General features: G+C 63.5%; 16 protein-coding genes. 8 read left to right on the forward strand and 8 right to left on the reverse strand.

Translation table 11 applies throughout. The features are described 5' to 3' along the window. Positions 1–159: 159 nt before the first annotated feature. A complete protein-coding gene (gene ilvD, locus AC1M7R_RS09660; protein WP_072390325.1) occupies positions 160–2,001 on the forward strand; it encodes a dihydroxy-acid dehydratase in 1,842 nt (613 codons plus the stop codon). A gap of 132 nt (positions 2,002–2,133) precedes the next feature. Here ilvD and AC1M7R_RS09665 read toward each other — a convergent pair whose 3' ends face one another. Beyond that, on the reverse strand, positions 2,134–3,189 hold the full coding sequence (locus tag AC1M7R_RS09665) for an HAD family hydrolase (protein WP_490610379.1): 1,056 nt from the start codon (positions 3,187–3,189) through the stop codon (positions 2,134–2,136). A 379-nt stretch (positions 3,190–3,568) separates the two neighbouring features. On the opposite strand from AC1M7R_RS09665, the gene AC1M7R_RS09670 reads away from it, so the two are divergent. After that, entirely contained in the window at positions 3,569–4,960 is a 1,392-nt protein-coding gene (locus AC1M7R_RS09670; RefSeq protein WP_072430909.1) for an L-cystine transporter, read from the forward strand. Positions 4,961–5,075: 115 nt separating this feature from the next. Here the strand turns inward: AC1M7R_RS09670 and AC1M7R_RS09675 are convergent, their stop codons facing one another. Continuing rightward, positions 5,076–5,588 carry a dihydrofolate reductase gene (locus tag AC1M7R_RS09675; protein ID WP_072458562.1) on the reverse strand — a complete coding sequence of 171 codons (513 nt, stop codon included), beginning with the start codon at positions 5,586–5,588 and terminating at the stop codon, positions 5,076–5,078. A gap of 96 nt (positions 5,589–5,684) precedes the next feature. On the opposite strand from AC1M7R_RS09675, the gene AC1M7R_RS09680 reads away from it, so the two are divergent. Both AC1M7R_RS09680 and AC1M7R_RS09685 read left to right on the forward strand, forming a co-directional pair. After that, complete coding sequence (locus AC1M7R_RS09680) at positions 5,685–7,052, forward strand: DUF2868 domain-containing protein (RefSeq protein WP_072430982.1); 1,368 nt, start codon at positions 5,685–5,687, stop codon at positions 7,050–7,052. Beyond that, entirely contained in the window at positions 7,045–8,418 is a 1,374-nt protein-coding gene (locus AC1M7R_RS09685) for a DUF3482 domain-containing protein (protein ID WP_490610380.1), read from the forward strand. Before AC1M7R_RS09680 ends, AC1M7R_RS09685 begins: the two co-directional genes overlap by 8 nt. 193 nt (positions 8,419–8,611) lie before the next feature. On the opposite strand, the gene AC1M7R_RS09690 is transcribed toward AC1M7R_RS09685, so the two are convergent. Together AC1M7R_RS09690 and AC1M7R_RS09695 are read right to left on the reverse strand one after the other, a co-directional pair. Further along, complete coding sequence (locus AC1M7R_RS09690; RefSeq protein WP_072390341.1) at positions 8,612–9,103, reverse strand: 2-thiouracil desulfurase family protein; 492 nt, start codon at positions 9,101–9,103, stop codon at positions 8,612–8,614. A gap of 1 nt (position 9,104) precedes the next feature. Then, the gene (locus AC1M7R_RS09695) at positions 9,105–9,737 is read right to left on the reverse strand and encodes a 2OG-Fe(II) oxygenase (RefSeq protein WP_072390344.1); all 633 of its coding nucleotides are present in this window, start codon (positions 9,735–9,737) and stop codon (positions 9,105–9,107) included. Positions 9,738–9,883: 146 nt separating this feature from the next. Between AC1M7R_RS09695 and AC1M7R_RS09700 the strand changes: the two genes are divergently transcribed. Continuing rightward, a complete protein-coding gene (locus tag AC1M7R_RS09700; RefSeq protein WP_072390346.1) occupies positions 9,884–10,627 on the forward strand; it encodes a DUF2059 domain-containing protein in 744 nt (247 codons plus the stop codon). Between the two features lie 33 nt (positions 10,628–10,660). Here the strand turns inward: AC1M7R_RS09700 and bipL are convergent, their stop codons facing one another. Further along, on the reverse strand, positions 10,661–11,608 hold the full coding sequence (gene bipL / locus AC1M7R_RS09705) for a phospholipase BipL (protein WP_072390348.1): 948 nt from the start codon (positions 11,606–11,608) through the stop codon (positions 10,661–10,663). Between the two features lie 99 nt (positions 11,609–11,707). Between bipL and AC1M7R_RS09710 the strand changes: the two genes are divergently transcribed. From AC1M7R_RS09710 to AC1M7R_RS09720, 3 genes are all read left to right on the forward strand, one after another. Then, positions 11,708–12,298, forward strand: a complete 591-nt coding sequence (locus tag AC1M7R_RS09710; RefSeq protein ID WP_072458559.1) for a DUF6436 domain-containing protein — start codon at positions 11,708–11,710, stop codon at positions 12,296–12,298. A gap of 98 nt (positions 12,299–12,396) precedes the next feature. Then, the gene (locus tag AC1M7R_RS09715) at positions 12,397–14,805 is read left to right on the forward strand and encodes a penicillin acylase family protein (protein WP_490610381.1); all 2,409 of its coding nucleotides are present in this window, start codon (positions 12,397–12,399) and stop codon (positions 14,803–14,805) included. A gap of 97 nt (positions 14,806–14,902) precedes the next feature. Next, positions 14,903–15,244 (forward strand): carboxymuconolactone decarboxylase family protein, encoded by a 342-nt coding sequence (locus AC1M7R_RS09720; protein WP_072430913.1) that lies wholly within the window; start codon positions 14,903–14,905, stop codon positions 15,242–15,244. 197 nt (positions 15,245–15,441) lie between these two features. Here the strand turns inward: AC1M7R_RS09720 and AC1M7R_RS09725 are convergent, their stop codons facing one another. From AC1M7R_RS09725 to AC1M7R_RS09735, 3 genes are read right to left on the reverse strand one after another with little or no spacing between them, the layout of a single operon-like run. Further along, positions 15,442–16,329: an ABC transporter permease subunit gene (locus AC1M7R_RS09725; RefSeq protein ID WP_072390360.1), complete on the reverse strand. Its 888-nt coding sequence runs from the start codon at positions 16,327–16,329 to the stop codon at positions 15,442–15,444. Then, positions 16,326–17,246, reverse strand: coding sequence for an ABC transporter permease subunit (locus AC1M7R_RS09730; RefSeq protein WP_072390364.1), 921 nt, complete (start codon positions 17,244–17,246; stop codon positions 16,326–16,328). The genes AC1M7R_RS09725 and AC1M7R_RS09730 overlap by 4 nt, the downstream gene beginning before the upstream one ends. Beyond that, on the reverse strand, positions 17,243–18,385 hold the full coding sequence (locus tag AC1M7R_RS09735) for an ABC transporter ATP-binding protein (RefSeq protein WP_072390367.1): 1,143 nt from the start codon (positions 18,383–18,385) through the stop codon (positions 17,243–17,245). The genes AC1M7R_RS09730 and AC1M7R_RS09735 overlap by 4 nt, the downstream gene beginning before the upstream one ends. Between the last annotated feature and the right edge of the window lie 40 nt (positions 18,386–18,425).

Here is an 18,425-nt window from a genome sequence, read left to right on the forward strand (position 1 = left end):
CCCCGGCGGGTTTATGAGCTCAAGCTGAGGCAAGCAGTGATCCTGCAAAGTCATCGGCCGCTTCCGGACACACAGCCACTCCCGAGTGTTCCAGACGTCAACAGAAGCTCACTTCCCATTGATACCTGATTAGTACTGATTAGCCGCCCGGAGTGCTCCATGCCCGAATACCGCTCGAAAACATCCACCCATGGCCGCAACATGGCCGGCGCCCGCGCTCTGTGGCGCGCCACGGGGATGAAGGATGACGACTTCAAGAAGCCGATCATCGCCATTGCCAACTCCTTCACCCAGTTCGTCCCCGGTCACGTTCACCTCAAGGACCTGGGCCAACTGGTCGCCCGCGAAATCGAACGCGCCGGTGGCGTCGCCAAGGAATTCAATACCATCGCGGTGGATGACGGCATCGCCATGGGCCACGACGGCATGCTCTATTCGCTGCCGAGCCGCGAGATCATCGCCGACTCCGTCGAATACATGGTCAATGCTCACTGCGCCGACGCCATCGTGTGCATTTCCAACTGTGACAAGATCACCCCCGGCATGCTCATGGCTGCGCTGCGCCTGAATATCCCGGTCATCTTCGTGTCCGGCGGTCCGATGGAAGCCGGCAAGACCAAACTGGCCAGCCACGGCCTGGACCTGGTTGACGCCATGGTGATCGCCGCCGACTCCAGCGCCTCTGACGAGAAGGTCGCCGAGTACGAGCGCAGCGCCTGTCCCACCTGCGGTTCGTGCTCCGGCATGTTCACCGCCAACTCCATGAACTGCCTGACCGAGGCCCTGGGCCTGGCCTTGCCGGGCAACGGCTCGACCCTTGCCACCCACAGCGATCGCGAACAGCTGTTCCTGCAGGCGGGTCGCACCATCGTCGAGCTGTGCAAGCGTTACTACTCCGACAACGACGAATCGGTATTGCCTCGCAACATCGCCAACTTCAAGGCGTTCGAGAACGCCATGACCCTGGACATCGCCATGGGCGGTTCCACCAACACCATCCTGCACCTGCTGGCCGCCGCCCAGGAAGCCGAGGTCGATTTCGACCTGCGCGACATCGATCGCCTGTCCCGCAACGTGCCGCAACTGTGCAAGGTCGCGCCGAACATCCAGAAGTACCACATGGAAGACGTGCACCGTGCCGGCGGGATCATCAGCATCCTGGGCTCCCTGGCCCGTGGCGGCCTGTTGCACACCGACCTGCCGACCGTGCACAGCAAGACCATGGCCGAAGCCATCGCCAAATGGGACATCACCCAGACCGACGACGAAGCCGTGCACCATTTCTTCAAGGCCGGCCCGGCAGGCATTCCGACCCAGACGGCATTCAGCCAGTCGACCCGTTGGGAAACCCTGGACGACGACCGCGAAAACGGCTGCATCCGCAGCGTCGAGCACGCTTACTCCAAGGAAGGTGGCCTGGCGGTACTCTATGGCAACATCGCCCTGGACGGCTGCGTGGTGAAAACCGCTGGCGTCGACGAGTCGATCCATGTCTTCGAAGGCAACGCGAAGATCTTCGAGAGCCAGGACAGCGCCGTGCGCGGGATCCTCGCTGACGAGGTGAAGGCCGGCGACATCGTGATCATTCGCTACGAAGGTCCGAAAGGCGGTCCGGGCATGCAGGAAATGCTCTACCCCACCTCCTACCTGAAATCCAAAGGACTGGGCAAGGCCTGTGCCCTGCTGACCGATGGCCGTTTTTCCGGCGGCACTTCGGGCCTGTCCATCGGCCACGCCTCGCCGGAAGCCGCCGCAGGCGGTGCCATTGGCCTGGTACGGGACGGCGACAAGATCCTGATCGATATTCCGAACCGCTCGATCAACCTGTTGATCAGCGACGAAGAACTGGCCGAACGCCGCGTCGAGCAGGACAAGAAAGGCTGGAAACCGGTGGAGCTGCGTCCCCGCAAGGTGACCACTGCGCTCAAGGCCTATGCCCTGCTCGCCACCAGCGCCGACAAGGGCGCGGTGCGCAACAAGGCGATGCTCGACGGGCTATAAACATCCCTCGTGCAACAAGAATGCCCCGCCAGGTGCGGGGCATTTTTTTGTCTGGTATTGCGTGATAAAACGGTTATCAACTGTGGGAGCGAACCCGCTCGCTCCCACAGTCGCGTGGCGGTTTACCTGGCCTTACTGGATATCTTCCGGCTTGACGATCACCCAGTTCTTGTCCGCCGTGACCGGCAGGCCTTCCTTGGCCTGGGCGGCAGCGTGCTTGGCCATCATGCCGTTTATCTGGGTCATGTACTTGTCCTTGCGATTGACCCACAGGTGAATCCCCCCCTTGGCCACGTCCACGTCATGGAACAGCATGTAGCCGTCGCTGCTGGGGGTATCACCGGCTACCAGCACCGGCTTCTTCCATTCGTCGATGTACGTCAGGATTGCCGCGTGCTTTCCGGCCATCCAGGTCGCTGGGGTCCACAGATAGGGCGTGTACTCCAGGCCGAGGTTGGCCTTTTCGTCATACTTGCCGGCGGTGATCTGCTTGCGCGCGGTGGTCAATTCGCCGGTCTTGCGGTCCTTGAGCAAGGTGGTCACGCCGATGACGTTCTGCGGCTTGAGGTTGTAGCCGTATTTGGGATCGGAGGCGACCATGCGCACCAGCTCTTCCGACGCCGCGGTCATGACATAGACCTCGATGCCGTTTTCCATCAGCTTCTGGTAGAGCTCGGTCTGGCCGGTGAAGATCTTTGGCGGGTTGACGTTGTAGTTGACCACCTTGTCGCCGTCGTAATACGTCGTCGGGACGGGCTTGCCGGAGGCCATGAGCTCGTCGACGTAGCCCTTGAGTTCCTTGAGGGTGAAGCCGGAAAACACCTGGGCGACCCACGGATAGCAAACCATGTCGTCCACTTCGCACAGGCGGTAGTAGTAACTGAACAGGCTTTCCTTGTGATCGGCCGTGTCCTTGAATGGCATCAGCTTCAGGGAGGGATCCAGGGTTTCCCGGGTGATGAGGCCCTTGTTTTCCATGAACGGCAACAACGACTCTTCAAGGTCATAGCGGTAACTGGTGTTGTCCATGTCGAACACCGCGTAATTACCCTTGTTGGCGTTGGCCGCGATCATCGCGTCCAGTGCCCTGGCCTGTTCCGCCGGCCAGTGTTTGAGTTCGGTGGCGAGTACCTGGCCGGCGAGACCAAGACCCAAGGCGACAGCGAGAAAACGAGGTGCGAGCTTCATCGGCATTTCTCCTGGTTCAAAGAGCTCGACGCTAACAAATGCCGATGACAACCCTCGTCTCCCCGCGACCGCTTGCATCTTGATAACGCCAGCGGCATACCTGCAAACGCCACGTCCTTATTCCATAAACGACATACCACATGCTTTTTTAGTATTAATTCTTTAGTTATCAGGCTGTTAGGCTCCTCGCTTCACAGTCTGGCCCAGGCTCTGTTCGAGAAGTCTTGAGACGAAGATCAGGCAAGGCGAAAACAGCCGAGCAAGCGCAGTGCATTGGAATACATGAGCATCGCGAGGCAGTTTTCAACGCCGCATGGATGAGTATCAAGGCCTTCGTACAGAGCGTAGGCGACTGCACAAGTCTTATCGGAGTCTCCTGATGAATCTTCCACTGATCCTCAATCTGCTGGTGTTTCTCGCCTTGCTGTTCGGCCTTGCGCAAACCCGCCACGGCAGCTGGAGCCTGGCCAGGAAAGTGCTGCTGGCCCTGGCGCTGGGCGTCGCGTTCGGTGTCGCCCTGCATACCGTCTACGGCGCCGGCAACCCGGTGCTCAAAGCGTCCATCGCCTGGTTCGACCTGGTGGGCAATGGCTATGTACAGTTGTTGCAGATGATCGTGATCCCGCTGGTCTTCGCCTCGATCCTGAGCGCCGTGGCCCGCCTGCATGACGCCTCGTCCCTGGGCAAGATCAGCTTCCTGGCCATCGGCACGCTGCTGTTCACCACCGCCATCGCCGCCCTGATCGGCATCGGCCTGACCAACCTGTTCGGCCTCACCGCCGAAGGCCTGGTGGCCGGCACCCAGGAGCTGGCGCGACTGCAGGTGATCCAGAGCGACTACGCCGGCAAGGTCGCCGACCTGAACATCCCGCAACTGTTGCTCTCTTTCGTCCCACAGAATCCTTTCGCCGACCTGGCCCGGGCCAAGCCGACCTCGATCATCAGCGTGGTGATTTTCGCGGCGTTCCTGGGCATCGCGGCGCTGCAATTGTTCAAGGATGACGCGGACAAGGGCCAGAAGGTGATCAACGCCATCGACACCCTGCAAAGCTGGGTGACGCGCCTGGTACGCCTGGTGATGAAGCTGACCCCTTACGGTGTGCTGGCCTTGATGACCAAGGTCGTGGCCGGTTCCAACCTGCAGGACATCATCAAGCTTGGCAGTTTCGTGGTGGTGTCTTACCTGGGGCTGGGCCTGATGTTCGTGGTACATGGCCTGCTGGTGTCCGCCGCCGGGATCAACCCTTTGCGCTTTTTCCGCAAGATCTGGCCGGTGCTGACCTTCGCCTTCACCAGCCGCTCCAGCGCCGCGACCATTCCCTTGAGTATCGAGGTCCAGACCAGCCGTCTCGGCATTCCGCGCGCCATCGCCAGCTTCAGCGCCTCGTTCGGCGCCACCATCGGACAGAACGGCTGCGCCGGCCTCTATCCGGCCATGTTGGCGGTGATGGTCGCTCCAACCGTGGGTATCGATCCGTTGGACCCGGTCTGGATCGCAACCTTGGTGGCGGTCGTCACCCTGAGCTCGGCCGGAGTCGCCGGCGTGGGTGGCGGCGCGACGTTCGCCGCATTGATCGTGCTACCGGCCATGGGCCTGCCGGTCTCGTTGGTGGCGTTGCTGATTTCCGTCGAACCGCTGATCGACATGGGGCGCACGGCATTGAACGTCAGCGGTTCGATCACCGCCGGAGCACTCACCAGCCAGGTGATGCAGCAGACCGACAAGGCAGTGCTGGGTGCCGAGGAGCATGGGGAGTTGGTGCAGGCTTGATTGGCGGCGCCTGGTAGATCGCCTTCGCGAATGAGTCCGCTTGCACAGCTGACCGAGCTGTATCAGCGCAAACCGCTCGACTGCGGCAGCGGGCTCGCTCGCGAAGCTTTTTGCCTTAGAGCTTTTCCCATACCTCGAAGCTGTAGGCCGGCTTGTCCCCTTGCGCCGGGTTCGGCTGGTTGGAGACCAACCGCCACTGGCTTGAATCGAACTCCGGAAACCAGGCGTCTCCCTCCGGGCTCAACGCCACGCGGGTCAGGTACAGGCGATCGGCCTGCGCCAGGGCCTGGGCGTACAGTTGCGCACCGCCGATCAGCATCAGTTCGTCGGCGCCCTGCTCCAGGGCCCACGCCTCGGCCCGCGCCACCGCAGCTTCAAGCGAGGAGAAAACTTGCGCCCCCTCCAGCTCCAGGCCCGGCTGGCGGCTGACCACGATGTTCAGCCGTCCCGGCAGCGGTCGACCGAGGGAATCCCAGGTCTTGCGGCCCATGATGATCGGCTTGCCCAAGGTGGTGGCCTTGAAGTATTTGAAGTCCCCCGGCAAGTGCCAGGGCATGCTGTTGTCGATGCCGATCACACGGTTTTCACCGAGGGCTGCGATCAGGCTTAAAGGAAGAGTTTTTTTCATGTAGGCGAGGATACCAGAGGCTCGACGTACCCCGACAGGCGCCACAGCAGTTATGCTCATCCCTCATTTACGACGGAAGTGCCCGTGTCTGAGCCCCTGACTGAACTGCAGAAAATCTGGTTGACCGAGACGGTACGCCTGCGTGAGGAGCACGCCGGCCCGCTCGAAGACCAGGAAGCCAATCGCCTGGCCCGTGCGGCGGGTGGCGATCTATCGACCCGTATCCACCACCGCGCCCACCGCCTGGCCGCACGCGACGGCCTCACCGAAGCCTTGCGCCATTGGCTGCAAGGCGCCCGCCTGGCCCTGATCGTGCTGGCGACAGTCGCCGTCATCAGCGGCGCGGGCCTGGGTTTTGCCGCCCTTGGCGATGGCCGCATGCCCGTCAATGTGTTCTGGGCCCTGGGCAGCCTGCTGGGACTGAATTTGATCCTGCTCGTCGGCTGGGCCCTGGGCTTGCTGTTCGCCGGGGAACAAGGCGCCGCGCTGGGACGCCTGTGGCTGTGGCTCAGTGAAAAACTCGCCCGCGACGCCAAGGCCGCCCAACTGGCGCCAGCCCTGCTGCTGTTGCTGCAACGCCAGCGGCTCAACCGCTGGGCCCTCGGTGTCCTGGTCAACGGCTTGTGGCTGCTGGCGATGGTCAGCGCGCTGGTTGTCGTCTTGATGCTCATGGCGACCCGACGCTATGGCTTCGTATGGGAAACCACCCTGCTTGGCGCCGAAACCTTCGTCGTCCTGACCCAGGCCCTTGGCGCCCTGCCTGCCATGGTGGGGTTCGATGTGCCGGCCGAAGCGATGATTCGCGCCAGCGGCGATGGCGCCCTGAACCTCGAAAGCGCTCGCCAGGCCTGGGCCGCCTGGCTGGTGGGCGTGACCCTGGTCTATGGCGTGATGCCGCGCCTATGCCTGGCGCTGCTGTGCCTGTGGCGCTGGCGGCGTGGCCGCAGCACGCTGCGCCTGGACCTGAACCTGCCGGGCTATGCCCAACTGCGCGAACGACTCATGCCCAGCAGCGAACGCCTGGGGGTCAATGATGCCGCGCCCGCGCAGTTGCATCGCATCGAGGGGACGTCCGGCGCCCCGGAAAGCGATGGCGCCTTGCTGGTGGCAATCGAACTGGACGACCGCCCATGGCCACCGAAGCTGCCGGACACGGTGAAGAACGCCGGTATCCTCGACAGCCGTGAATCGCGGCACAAGCTCCTCGAACAACTGTCGCGCTTTCCCCCGGCACGCCTGGCGATTGCCTGCGACCCACGGCGCTCGCCGGATCGCGGCAGCCTGGCCTTGATCGCCGAACTGGCCCGCAGCGCCAGCGCCACCCGCGTCTGGCTGATGCAGGCACCACCCGGTGAAGCGCTGGATGCTCAGCGCCTGGGCGATTGGCGCGACGCGCTGCGACAACTGCAATTGCCGTTCGCCGACTGCATCCCCCTCAACTGGCTGGAGACCGGCCATGACTGAGCCTATGAAGCCATTGAAGCTGGCCGTGGTCGGCCACACCAATGTCGGCAAGACGTCCCTGCTGCGTACCCTGACCCGGGACGTCGGCTTCGGCGAGGTGTCCCACCGTCCCAGCACGACCCGGCACGTCGAAGGTGCGCGCCTGTCGGTGGACGGCGAAGCCCTCCTGGAACTGTACGACACACCGGGCCTGGAGGATGCCATCGCCCTGCTCGATTACCTCGAACGACTGGAGCGCCCCGGCGAGCGCCTGGACGGACCGGCGCGGCTGGCGCGCTTCCTGGACGCCAGCGAGGCGCGCCAGCGGTTCGAACAGGAGGCCAAAGTACTGCGGCAGCTGCTCGCCAGCGATGCCGGGCTCTACGTGATCGATGCCCGGGAGCCGGTGCTGGCCAAGTATCGCGATGAACTGGCGGTCCTCGCCAGTTGCGGCAAGCCCCTGCTGCCGGTACTGAACTTCGTCAGCAGTGCCCAGCATCGCGAACCCGACTGGCGCGAAGCACTGGCGCGGCTGGGGCTGCATGCCCTGGTACGCTTCGACAGCGTCGCCCCGCCCGAGGACGGCGAGCGCCGCCTGTACGAGAGTCTTGCCCTGTTGCTGGAAAGTGCTCGTGGTCAGTTGGAACGCTTGATCGCCGACCAGCAGGCTCAACGCCTGGCCCGCCAGCGGAGCGCCGCGCGCTTGATCGCCGAGTTGCTGATCGATTGCGCGGCGTGCCGGCGCAGCGTGGCCAGCGACGCCGAGCTGGAACACCAGGCCATCAGCGAATTGCGCAACGCGGTGCGTCAACGTGAACAGCGCTGTGTCGAAGCCCTGCTCGCACTCTACGCCTTCCGCCCGCAGAATGCCGCCGCCGGCGACCTGCCGCTGCTCGACGGGCGCTGGGGCGATGATCTGTTCAACCCCGAAACCCTCAAGCAATTGGGCGTACGGGTCGGAGGCGGGATCGCCGCGGGGGCGGCGGCCGGTGCCGGTGTGGATTTGCTGGTGGGCGGCCTGACCCTGGGCGCCGCCGCCCTGGCCGGGGCCATCGCCGGAGGCGCCCTGCAAACCGCCCGCAGCTACGGCAACCGATTGATGGGCAAGCTCAAGGGTCAGCGGGAACTGACGGTGGACGACAACGTGCTACGCCTGTTGGCCCTGCGCCAGAGGCAACTGCTGCTGGCCCTCAACCAACGCGGCCATGCGGCGCTGGACAGCATCCGCATCGACACGCCCCAGGACAAAGGCTGGCGCGAAGGCAAGCTGCCCGAAGCCCTGGCCAAGGCTCGTGCCTATCCGCACTGGTCATCGCTCAATCCACGACCCCGGTTGAGCCAGGCCGAACGCCAGGAACAGATCGAACAACTGGCCGAGGAGCTCTAGGCTCTGTCTGAAAAGCCTTGATATTCGTTCATGCTGCGTTGGAAACCGGCTCGTGCGCGAGCCCGATCGGAATGTTCGTTACTTCAAGTGGAGGGCGACCCCGGCCGTTCCTCGTCGGTTTCGCCTCGCCTGGCCTTCGTCCCTAGACTCGCAGAGCCCAGGCATCCGCTCACCACCAAAAGCAGCGCTGTGGTCAGTCGTCGACCAATGCCTCGAGCGCCAAGGCCGCTTCAGGCAATTGCAGCTCACTGAAAACCTGCACCCCATGGCGCTTGAGCAATGCCGCCGTCACGCCTTCACCCGTGACCTTCACACCGCTGAACGTCCCGTCATAGGTCAGCCGGTTACCACACGATGGGCTGTTGGCCTTGAGCACGGCGATGCGGATGCCATGTTCCCGCACCCGCTCCAGCGCCTGGTACGCACCAGACAGGAATTGCGCACTCACGTCTTCACCTTCCGTGGTGATCACCACTGCCTGCCCGTCGAGAACCTGCTCTCCCTGGCCGCCGGGAATCTCCGCCGCCGCCCGGGGCGTCGGCAAGCCGCCGGCGACTTCCGGACACAGCGGCACGACACGGCCTTCATCCAGCCACTGCTGGAGCTGATCGAACGGCCCGCTGGCGCCGCCGTCATAGCGCACGCGGTGTCCGAGCAGGCAACGGCTGACGAGAATCCTGTGCATGTCAGAACAGCTCGTTGCCGCGGCGTCGGAACCAGCCGGTCAAGGACAGGCGATCCCGGGTGGCCGGCAGGACTTCATGGGGAACGTTCCCCGACAGGAACACCACCAGGCAACCACCGGCGGGCACTACGTCATGTTCGACGCCGTCATCCAGGTACATGCGCAACTGCCCCCCCTGGTCCGGCAGCCAGGCGTCATTGAGATAGAGCACCGCCGACACCGTGCGCCGATCATCGTCGCGGAATCGGTCGACGTGCTTGAGGTAGAACGCACCGGGTGGGTACAGGGCGAAATGGCTTTCGAAGTCTTCAAGCCCCAGGAACAAGCCACGGTTCAGGGCTTCGCGCAGGCTGTCCATCCATTCCAGGTAACGATCGCAGGCCTCGGCCTGGCCGGGCTCGATCCATTGGATGCGATCCCCCCGGATACCTTCCTGGATCTGCGAAGACGGCCCGCGCCCGACCGCGGCTGGTGCCAGTTCGCCTTCAATGGCGCGCTGCCGGCATTCCGCCGCCAGGGCACGGGTCAGCGCGTCCGGCAGGAAGACGTTCTGCTGCGACCAGCCACGCTCGGCCAGGTCGTCGACGATACGTAACAGCGAGGGGTGATCAAAAGGTATCTGCATGGCGCGCATAGTATGCCTGCCCACGTAAAACCGACAGCGCCACGCAGCGGGTTTGCGGGGCGGTTTGCAGATGGCACCGCCGTACGAACTTGATACGAATTCTCGACAAGTTCCCGCACCCCACGGAGAATAGTCGGCTGCTGACAGGAGTCCCTATGCGCCGTTTGCTTTTCTCACTGTTGATGTTCTGCGTTTTGCCCGCCTGGGCAGACAGCTACGACCAGTTGTACAAGGTCGCCGGCTGGCCGGAACAGCGGGCGCATTTCAACGATGCCTTGAATGCCGCGCAGCAGCGCTATCAAAGCAGCTTGCCGCCAGCGGTATTCCAGGCGCTGGTCAACAACAGCAATCAACGCTTCGCTCCCCAGGCCATGGACCAGCGGGCCGAAGCGCAACTGCGCAAGCATCTCAACGACCCCGTCCCGGCCCTGGACTTCTTCCAGTCACCCCTGGGCCGCAAGGTGGTGGCCGCCGAGCTGCTGGCCACCCGTCGCGACCAGTTGGCAAAGAACGCCAAGGGCCTGCCCAAGATGCAGGCCAGCGACAACCGCCTGCTGATCATCGGCCACCTGGCCCAGGCCCTGCCCGCCCGTGAGGCCGGTGCCGAAGTCAGCCTGGCGATCGCCGGCGTGGCGGCCGACAGCCTGAGCTCGATGATTCCCGGCCTGCTGGGCGCCGGCCAGGCCCAGGGCATGCTGAACGGCCAGCGCCAGCGGCTCATGGAGCAGATCGGCGCGGACCTGAACAACACGCTGCTGTATGTCTACCGTGACCTGTCGGATACCGAACTGGAAGAATTCGCCACTTTCGCCGAGTCGGCCGAGGGCCAGGCCTATTACCAGGCGGCTTTGGCGGCGGTCCGGGCAGGCTTGGCCGTAGGGCAGAATCTCGGGCAGTAGCTTCGCGATGCGTTGACTGGCGCTATCGCCTGGTCACCGCCGATTCCGGCTCATCCGCTTGTTCAGGAACCCGAACATCTCCTGCCGCAACGCCAGGGACTCGTTCGCCAGGTGATGGCGTCCCTCGGGCAACATCATCACCTGCGGTCGATCGAACTTGCTGCACAACACCTGCAGGTTATGTTTCCAATCCACCGTCATGTCCGCCTGGCCCTGCACGATCAGAGGCCGGCGCGGGCTGTTCGGCGCCGCCTCGATGCGTTTGATCCATTGTGCCAACGCTCCGACCCATGCGGTCGGCAGGCGTAACGGCTGCAAGGGGTCGGCTTGCAGGAAGGGCAGGAAATCAGGATCGGTGGAATTTTCGCTGAAGCGTCGGGCGATGCCGGTCACGAAAGGCTTGAGCAAGTAGTAGCTCAGGCGCGACCACCCCCAGGCCCGCGGCCGCACCAGGGGCGACAGCAGGATCACCTGGCCCTGGGCCGGACTGTCCGCGCCCTGGTTGAGCACATGATCCACCACGATGGCACCGCCGGTGCTCTGTCCGCACAGGTGCCAGGGTTGCGGCAGGCCCAGGGTCGCGGCCTCGGCCAGCAGCCCTTGCAGCGTAGCCTGGTATTCGGCGAAATCGCCGATGCTGGCGCGCTCTCCGCTGGACAGTCCGTGGCCCGGCAGGTCACAGGCAATCACCGCGAATCCCTGCGCCAACGCCCATTCGATCAAGTGCCGGTACAGCCCCATGTGATCGTAGTAACCATGGAACACGAACAAGGTCGCCACGGCTTTCTCCGGCCACCAGACCTGCCCGACCAACTCATACCCATCGATCCGGAAACGCCCCAGCCCTTTGCGCACCTCGCGCTGGGGAAAGTCCAGCCCATAGAAACGCTGGTAGGCCCGGGCCTGTTCCGACAGTGGCTGCCACTGGGCCATGGATTGCAGGCTGGCACGCAGGTTATCGGGGTCGAAAGTGGCAGGCATTGATATTCCCAGGCGAAAGCGAAAACGGACTTTATGGTCTGCGATATTCATCTGTCGCGGCAGGCGTGGCAAGCTACGCGGCTCCAGAGGATCGACTCCATGCGCCCGTCCCACCGCACGACCTTGCTTGCCAGCCTGCTTGCCCTCGGGTGCGCCGCCGTATTGTGGTTCGCCTACGACTGGTTCCAGGGCCGTTACCTGCGGGCTTTCAGCCAACACACCGCGGTGTTTTCCGGCGACCCCTTGCGCTTGCCCGCCGACCTTGCCGGTCCTGGCCCGATCCGCCTGGTGCACTTCTGGGATCCGGCTTGCCCCTGCAACGTCGGCAACCAGCAACACCTCGCCGAACTGATCGATAGATATGCATCGCAAGGCGTCGAGTTCTACGCGGTACAAAAGACCGCGACCCAAGGCCAACTGCCGGCCACGCTGGGCAGCCTCAAACCCCTTGCGGCCTTGCCGGGCTCGGGCCAGATTCCCGCCAGCCCGGCGGTGGCGATCTGGGACCGCAACGGTGCGCTGGCCTATTTCGGCCCCTACAGCGAAGGCCTGACCTGCAATTCGAGCAACAGCTTCATCGAACCGATCCTCGAGGCATTGAGCGTCGGCCGGGCGGTCAACGCGACCCATACCCTGGCAGTGGGCTGTTATTGCCCATGGGGCCAGGAGGCATCGGCCACCAGTCGGTAAATCCCTCCGAGGGACGATGCGCAGGCACGCGGCGCCATGTTAAACAGGGAATGAACAGCGCGGTCATGGAACCGCTGTCAACGGCATAAGGAAGCACCATGAAACGCAGTCTCATCGCACTCCTGTCACTGGTGGTCACCGCCATCATCGTTGCCGGTGGCTACCTCTACAGCAAGCAACCGACCCGCCAGGGCGTGGTGCAGTTGCAGGGGCTGCAAGGCTCGGTCACCGTACGCTACGACGAACGCGGCGTACCACACATTCGTGCCGGCAACGAAACCGATCTCTACCGCGCCCTCGGTTATGTCCATGCCCAGGACCGGCTGTTCCAGATGGAAATCATGCGCCGCCTCGCCCGGGGTGAACTCGCCGAGGTACTGGGACCGAAATTGCTCGACACCGATAAACTGATGCGCAGCCTGCGCATCCGCGAGCGCGCCGCCACTTACGTGACGGAACAGGATCCGCAATCCCCCGCCTGGGTCGCCATGCAGGCCTACCTGGACGGGATCAACCACTACCAGGACACCCATACCCGACCGGTGGAGTTCGATGTGCTGGGCATCCCCAAGCGCCCTTTCACCGCCGAAGACACCGTGAGCATCACCGGCTACATGGCCTACAGCTTTGCCGCCGCCTTTCGCACCGAACCCTTGCTGACCTACGTGCGCGACCAGCTCGGTGCCCGGTACCTGGACATTTTCGACCTCGACTGGCAGCCCAAGGGCGCCCTGGAGGAACGTCGCCAGCCCGGCCTGCCACTGGCCGACGGTGACTGGAAAGACCTCAACGCCCTGGCGCGCCTGACCGAGCAGGCCATGGCCGAGAACGGCCTGCCGCAGTTCGAAGGCAGCAACGCCTGGGCGGTCTCGGGCAGCCGTACCCAAAGCGGCAAGCCTTTGCTGGCGGGCGATCCGCACATCCGCTTTTCGGCACCGTCGGTATGGTACGAAGCGCACCTTTCGGCACCGGGCTTCGAACTCTACGGGCATTACCAGGCCCTGATGCCGTTCGCCACGCTGGGCATGAACCAGGATTTCGGCTGGAGCGTGACCATGTTCCAGAACGATGACCTGGACCTGGTCGCCGAGAAGACCAACCCGGACAACCCGGAACAGGTCTGGTACCGCGACGGATGGGTGGACATGACCCGCAGCGAACAGCAGATCGCGGTCAAGGGCCAGGCCCCGGTGACGCTGGTGTTGCGCCAGTCGCCCCATGGCCCGATCGTCAACGACGCCCTTGGCGCCAATGCCGGCAAGACGCCGATTGCCATGTGGTGGGGGTTCCTGGAAAGCCGCAACCCCATCCTCGAGGCGTTCTACCGGCTCAACCGCGCCGATACATTGGCCAAGGCACGAGACGCATCGTCCAGGATTCATGCCCCCGGGCTGAATATCGTCTGGGCCAGCGCCCAGGGAGACATCGGCTGGTGGGCCGCGGCACAGTTGCCCAAGAGGTCGGCGGGCGCGAAACCTGGCTTCATGCTCGATGGCAGCAGCCCGGAGGCGGAGAAGGACGGTTTCTACCCGTTCAGTGACAACCCGCAAGAAGAAAATCCTGCCCGAGGCTATATCGTCTCGGCGAATTTCCAGCCGGTATCCCCCAGCGGCATCGAGATCCCGGGCTACTACAACCTCGCCGACCGCGGCCAGCAGCTCAACCTGCAGCTGGGCGACAAACAGGCCAAGTGGGACATCGAAACCACCCGTAAGCTGCAACTGGGCACGACGACCGCCTATGGCCCGCGCCTGCTGGCACCCTTGCTGCCAGTGCTGCGAGACGTGATCAGCGACCCGCAGGAACGCAAATGGGTGGAGCAGCTGGCCCAATGGCAAGGCGATTACCCGCTGGACTCCATCAGCGCCACGCTGTTCAACCAGTTCCTGTTCAACCTGGCCGACGCCGCGCTGCACGACGAGCTGGGAGACAGTTTCTTCGAAACCGCGCTCTCGACCCGGGTCATTGACGCCGCACTGCCTCGCCTGGCCGCGACAAAGGATTCGCCATGGTGGGACGACCGCACCACCCTGGGTACGGAGACCCGTGCCGACGTGGTGAAAATAGCCTGGGGCAAGAGCCTGGCGCACCTGAAGGCCACCCTGGGCGACGATGCCACGCAGTGGCGCTGGGGCAAGGCCCATACCCTGACCCACGGGCATCCGCTGGGCCTGCAAAAGCCCCTGGACCGGATCTTCAACATCGGCCCGTTCGCCGCCCCCGGCACCCATGAAGTGCCCAACAATCTCTCGGCCAAGATAGGCCCGGCTCCCTGGCCTGTGACCTACGGACCTTCCACGCGACGCATCATCGATTTCGCCGACCCGGCCCACAGCGTCACCATCAACCCCGTCGGCCAGAGTGGCGTGCCGTTCGACAAGTATTACGCGGACCAGGCCGAGGCCTACATCGAGGGGCTGTATCACCAGGCGCACCTGGCCGAAGAAGAAGTGCTGGCCAATACCCGGGACACCCTCAAGCTGCTACCGGCCGGCACGGCACGCTGAACGGGCGAGGCGTCGTCTTTTTTCGGTGCCAGCGGGCCCGATCGTGATTATTGGTCAAGACTACACAAGGTTTTCCCGCCCCCATGGAGTCAATGCAATGTTCAACAACTGGTCCGAACTGCTGCCCACCATCAAGAGTGCCTTCGGTGCCCTGGGCAAGAGCAACCCGAAAATGGTCAAGGCCTACATGGCCCTGGATGAAGCCTCGGCCGAAAACAATGTGCTCGATGCCAAGACCCGGGAGCTGATTTCCATCGCGGTGGCGATCACGACTCGCTGCGACGGCTGCATCGGCGTGCACACCGACGCCGCCATCAAGGCCGGCGCCACCCGCGAGGAAATTGCCGCCACCCTGGCAACCGCGGTATCGCTGAATGCCGGCGCGGCCTACATTTACTCTCTGCGGGCGCTGGAGGCCCATGACGCGCTGAAGAAATGAGCGGCGATAACTGACACCTTCGCTCGCGAGCAAGCTCGCCCCCACAATGGGATCTGCGCTCGGCTGCGGACTTGTAGGCGATCCCAGAAAACATCGGAGCGAGCTTGCTCGCGATAGCGGACTGACATTCAACCTTTTCGTCGACTGTCACACCACTTTCGCGGGCAAGCCCGCTCCCACGGTGACGCGGCGTCCGGTTAGACCGGTGCGGCCTCGGGCCGGCGTACCTGCGGCTGTTTCCAGGAGTCGGCGGCGCTTTCCTCGATGGCTTGCTGGATGGCCCGCCGGCGGTTTTCCTCGGCCCGGCGGCTGAAGTACCAGACCAGGAACGTCACCAGCGACACCGCCAGCAGGATCAGGCTCGCCACGGCGTTGATCTCCGGCTTCACACCCAGACGCACCGCCGAGAACACCTCCATGGGCAAGGTCGTGGAACCTGGACCCGACACGAAGCTCGCCAGCACCAGGTCATCCAGGGACAGCGCGAACGACATCATGCCCCCCGCCGCCAGCGATGGCGCGATCATCGGGATGGTGATCAGGATGAACACCTTCCAGGGCCGCGCGCCAAGGTCCATGGCAGCCTCCTCGATGGAAAGATCCAGCTCACGCAAGCGCGAGGAGACCACCACCGCCACATAGGCCGCACAGAAGGTCGTGTGGGCGATCCAGATCGTGACGATGCCACGCTCCTGGGGCCAGCCGATCATCTGGGCCATGGCCACGAACAGCAGTAGCAAGGACAGGCCGGTGATCACTTCCGGCATCACCAGCGGCGCGGTGACCAGGCCACCGAACAGCGTACGCCCCTTGAACCGGGTGATGCGGGTCAACACGAAGGCGGCCAGCGTGCCCAGGGCCACCGCGGCGACCGCCGTATAGCAGGCGATTTCCAGGGAGCGCAGCACCGACCCCATCAACTGGGTGTTGTCCAGCAGGCCGACATACCATTTGATCGACCAGCCGCCCCACACCGTCACCAGCTTCGAGGCGTTGAACGAGAAGATCACCAGGATCACCATCGGCGCGTAGATGAACAGCAATCCCAGCACCAGCATCAGGCTCGAAAAACGAAAGCGCTTCATTCCTTGCCCTCCATTTCCTTGGCCTGACTGCGGTTGAACAGGATGATGGGCACGATCAGGATCGCCAGCATCACCACCGCCAGGGCGGATGCCACCGGCCAGTCACGGTTGTTGAAGAATTCCTGCCACAGCACTTTGCCGATCATCAGGGTCTCGGGGCCGCCCAGCAGTTCCGGGATCACGAATTCCCCCACCACCGGGATGAACACCAGCATGCAGCCGGCGATGATGCCGTTCTTGGACAGCGGCACGGTGATCTTCCAGAAGCTGTTGAAGGTACTCGATCCCAGGTCGGAGGCGGCCTCCAGCAGGCTGGGGTCATGTTTGACCAGGTTGGCGTACAACGGCAGGATCATGAACGGCAGGTACGAATAGACGACACCGATGTACACCGCCAGGTTGGTGTTGAGGATCTGCAGGGGTTCGCTGATCAAGCCCATGCTCATCAGGAAGCCGTTGAGCAGGCCGTTGTTGCTGAGGATGCCCATCCACGCGTAGACGCGGATCAGGATCGCGGTCCAGGTCGGCATCATGATCAGCAGCACCAGCACCGTCTGCGTCTCTTTGCGGGCGTTGGCGATGCCATAGGCCATCGGATAACCGATCAGCAGGCACAGGACCGTACTGATCAGGGCCATCTTCAGCGAGCCCAGGTACGCGGCGATATACAGCTCGTCCTCGCTGAGCATCGCGTAGTTGGCCAGGTTGAGCAGTATCTGCAGCTTCTGGTCGACGTAGCTGTAGATCTCGGTGTAAGGCGGAATCGCCACGTCGGCTTCAGCGAAACTGATCTTCAGGACGATGAAGAACGGCAGCATGAAGAACAGGAACAGCCAGATGAAGGGCACCCCGATGACCAGTTGCCGGCCACCGGGCGTTATTCGGGCGAGTCGACGCTTGAGTTTGCGCATGTTCATGAGCGAAGCACCACGCCGCTGTCATCCTCCCACCAGACGAACACCTGGTCGCCCCAGGTCGGCCGCTGGCCACGGCGCTCGGCGTTCGCCACGAAGGACTGCACCAGCTTGCCGCTCGGCAACTCGACGTAGAACACCGAATGGCCACCCAGGTAGGCGATGTCATGGACCTTGCCGCTGGACCAGTTGTGCTCGCAGGTCGGCTGTTCGGCGGTCACCAGCAGCTTTTCCGGGCGGATGGCGTAGGTCACGGACTTGTCCTGCACCGAGGTGCTGATGCCGTGGCCCACGTAGATGTTGCGGTCCAGATCCTTGCAGGTCAGCACCGCATGTCCCTCGGCGTCATCCACCACTTCGGTCTCGAAGATGTTGACGTTGCCGATGAACTCGCAGACCAGCCGGCTGGTCGGGGTCTCGTAGATGTCGATCGGGCTGCCGATCTGGGCGATCCAGCCCAGGTGCATGATCGCGATCCGTTCGGCCATGGTCATGGCCTCTTCCTGGTCGTGGGTCACCATGACGCAAGTCACGCCGACCCGCTCGATGATTTCCACGAGCTCGAGCTGCATCTGCGAACGCAGCTTCTTGTCCAGGGCCCCCATCGGTTCGTCGAGCAACAGCAGCTTGGGCCGCTTGGCCAGGGAACGGGCCAGGGCCACGCGCTGGCGCTGGCCACCGGAAAGCTGATGGGGCTTGCGCTTGGCGTACTGGCTCATCTGCACCAGCTTGAGCATTTCCGCCACGCGGGCTTCGATCTCCGCCTTGGGAATCCTGTCCTGCTGCAGGCCAAACGCAATATTCTGCGCCACGGTCATGTGGGGAAACAGCGCATAGGACTGGAACATCATGTTGATCGGCCGCTCGTAGGGCGGCATGTCGGTGATATCCACACCATCGAGGAAAATGCGCCCTTCCGTGGGCCGCTCGAATCCTGCGAGCATGCGCAGCAAGGTGGATTTGCCCGATCCCGAGCCGCCGAGCAAGGCGAAGATCTCGCCTTTCTTGATTTCCAGGGACACATCGTCCACGGCAATCGTCTCGTCGAACTTCTTCGTGACCCGGTCGATCTTGACCAGCACCTGCTTGGGTGTCTGGTCGCCCTCGAGGGCTTTCTTATAGGCGCCGGAGGCAACTGCCATTTACGAAACTCCCACAGAATTTGCAGTTCGCCCCTCACGG

Source organism: Pseudomonas sp. MS01C9, from assembly GCF_058202755.1.

Coding starts and splice junctions, on each gene's coding strand:
- AC1M7R_RS09735 (WP_072390367.1), bottom strand. CDS start 18,385: ATGGCAGTTGCCTCCGGCGCCTATAAGAAAGCCCTCGAGGGCGACCAG.
- ilvD (WP_072390325.1), top strand. CDS start 160: ATGCCCGAATACCGCTCGAAAACATCCACCCATGGCCGCAACATGGCC.
- AC1M7R_RS09720 (WP_072430913.1), top strand. CDS start 14,903: ATGTTCAACAACTGGTCCGAACTGCTGCCCACCATCAAGAGTGCCTTC.
- bipL (WP_072390348.1), bottom strand. CDS start 11,608: ATGCCTGCCACTTTCGACCCCGATAACCTGCGTGCCAGCCTGCAATCC.
- AC1M7R_RS09690 (WP_072390341.1), bottom strand. CDS start 9,103: ATGCACAGGATTCTCGTCAGCCGTTGCCTGCTCGGACACCGCGTGCGC.
- AC1M7R_RS09670 (WP_072430909.1), top strand. CDS start 3,569: ATGAATCTTCCACTGATCCTCAATCTGCTGGTGTTTCTCGCCTTGCTG.
- AC1M7R_RS09730 (WP_072390364.1), bottom strand. CDS start 17,246: ATGAACATGCGCAAACTCAAGCGTCGACTCGCCCGAATAACGCCCGGT.
- AC1M7R_RS09695 (WP_072390344.1), bottom strand. CDS start 9,737: ATGCGCGCCATGCAGATACCTTTTGATCACCCCTCGCTGTTACGTATC.
- AC1M7R_RS09725 (WP_072390360.1), bottom strand. CDS start 16,329: ATGAAGCGCTTTCGTTTTTCGAGCCTGATGCTGGTGCTGGGATTGCTG.
- AC1M7R_RS09685 (WP_490610380.1), top strand. CDS start 7,045: ATGACTGAGCCTATGAAGCCATTGAAGCTGGCCGTGGTCGGCCACACC.
- AC1M7R_RS09710 (WP_072458559.1), top strand. CDS start 11,708: ATGCGCCCGTCCCACCGCACGACCTTGCTTGCCAGCCTGCTTGCCCTC.
- AC1M7R_RS09715 (WP_490610381.1), top strand. CDS start 12,397: ATGAAACGCAGTCTCATCGCACTCCTGTCACTGGTGGTCACCGCCATC.
- AC1M7R_RS09675 (WP_072458562.1), bottom strand. CDS start 5,588: ATGAAAAAAACTCTTCCTTTAAGCCTGATCGCAGCCCTCGGTGAAAAC.
- AC1M7R_RS09700 (WP_072390346.1), top strand. CDS start 9,884: ATGCGCCGTTTGCTTTTCTCACTGTTGATGTTCTGCGTTTTGCCCGCC.
- AC1M7R_RS09665 (WP_490610379.1), bottom strand. CDS start 3,189: ATGAAGCTCGCACCTCGTTTTCTCGCTGTCGCCTTGGGTCTTGGTCTC.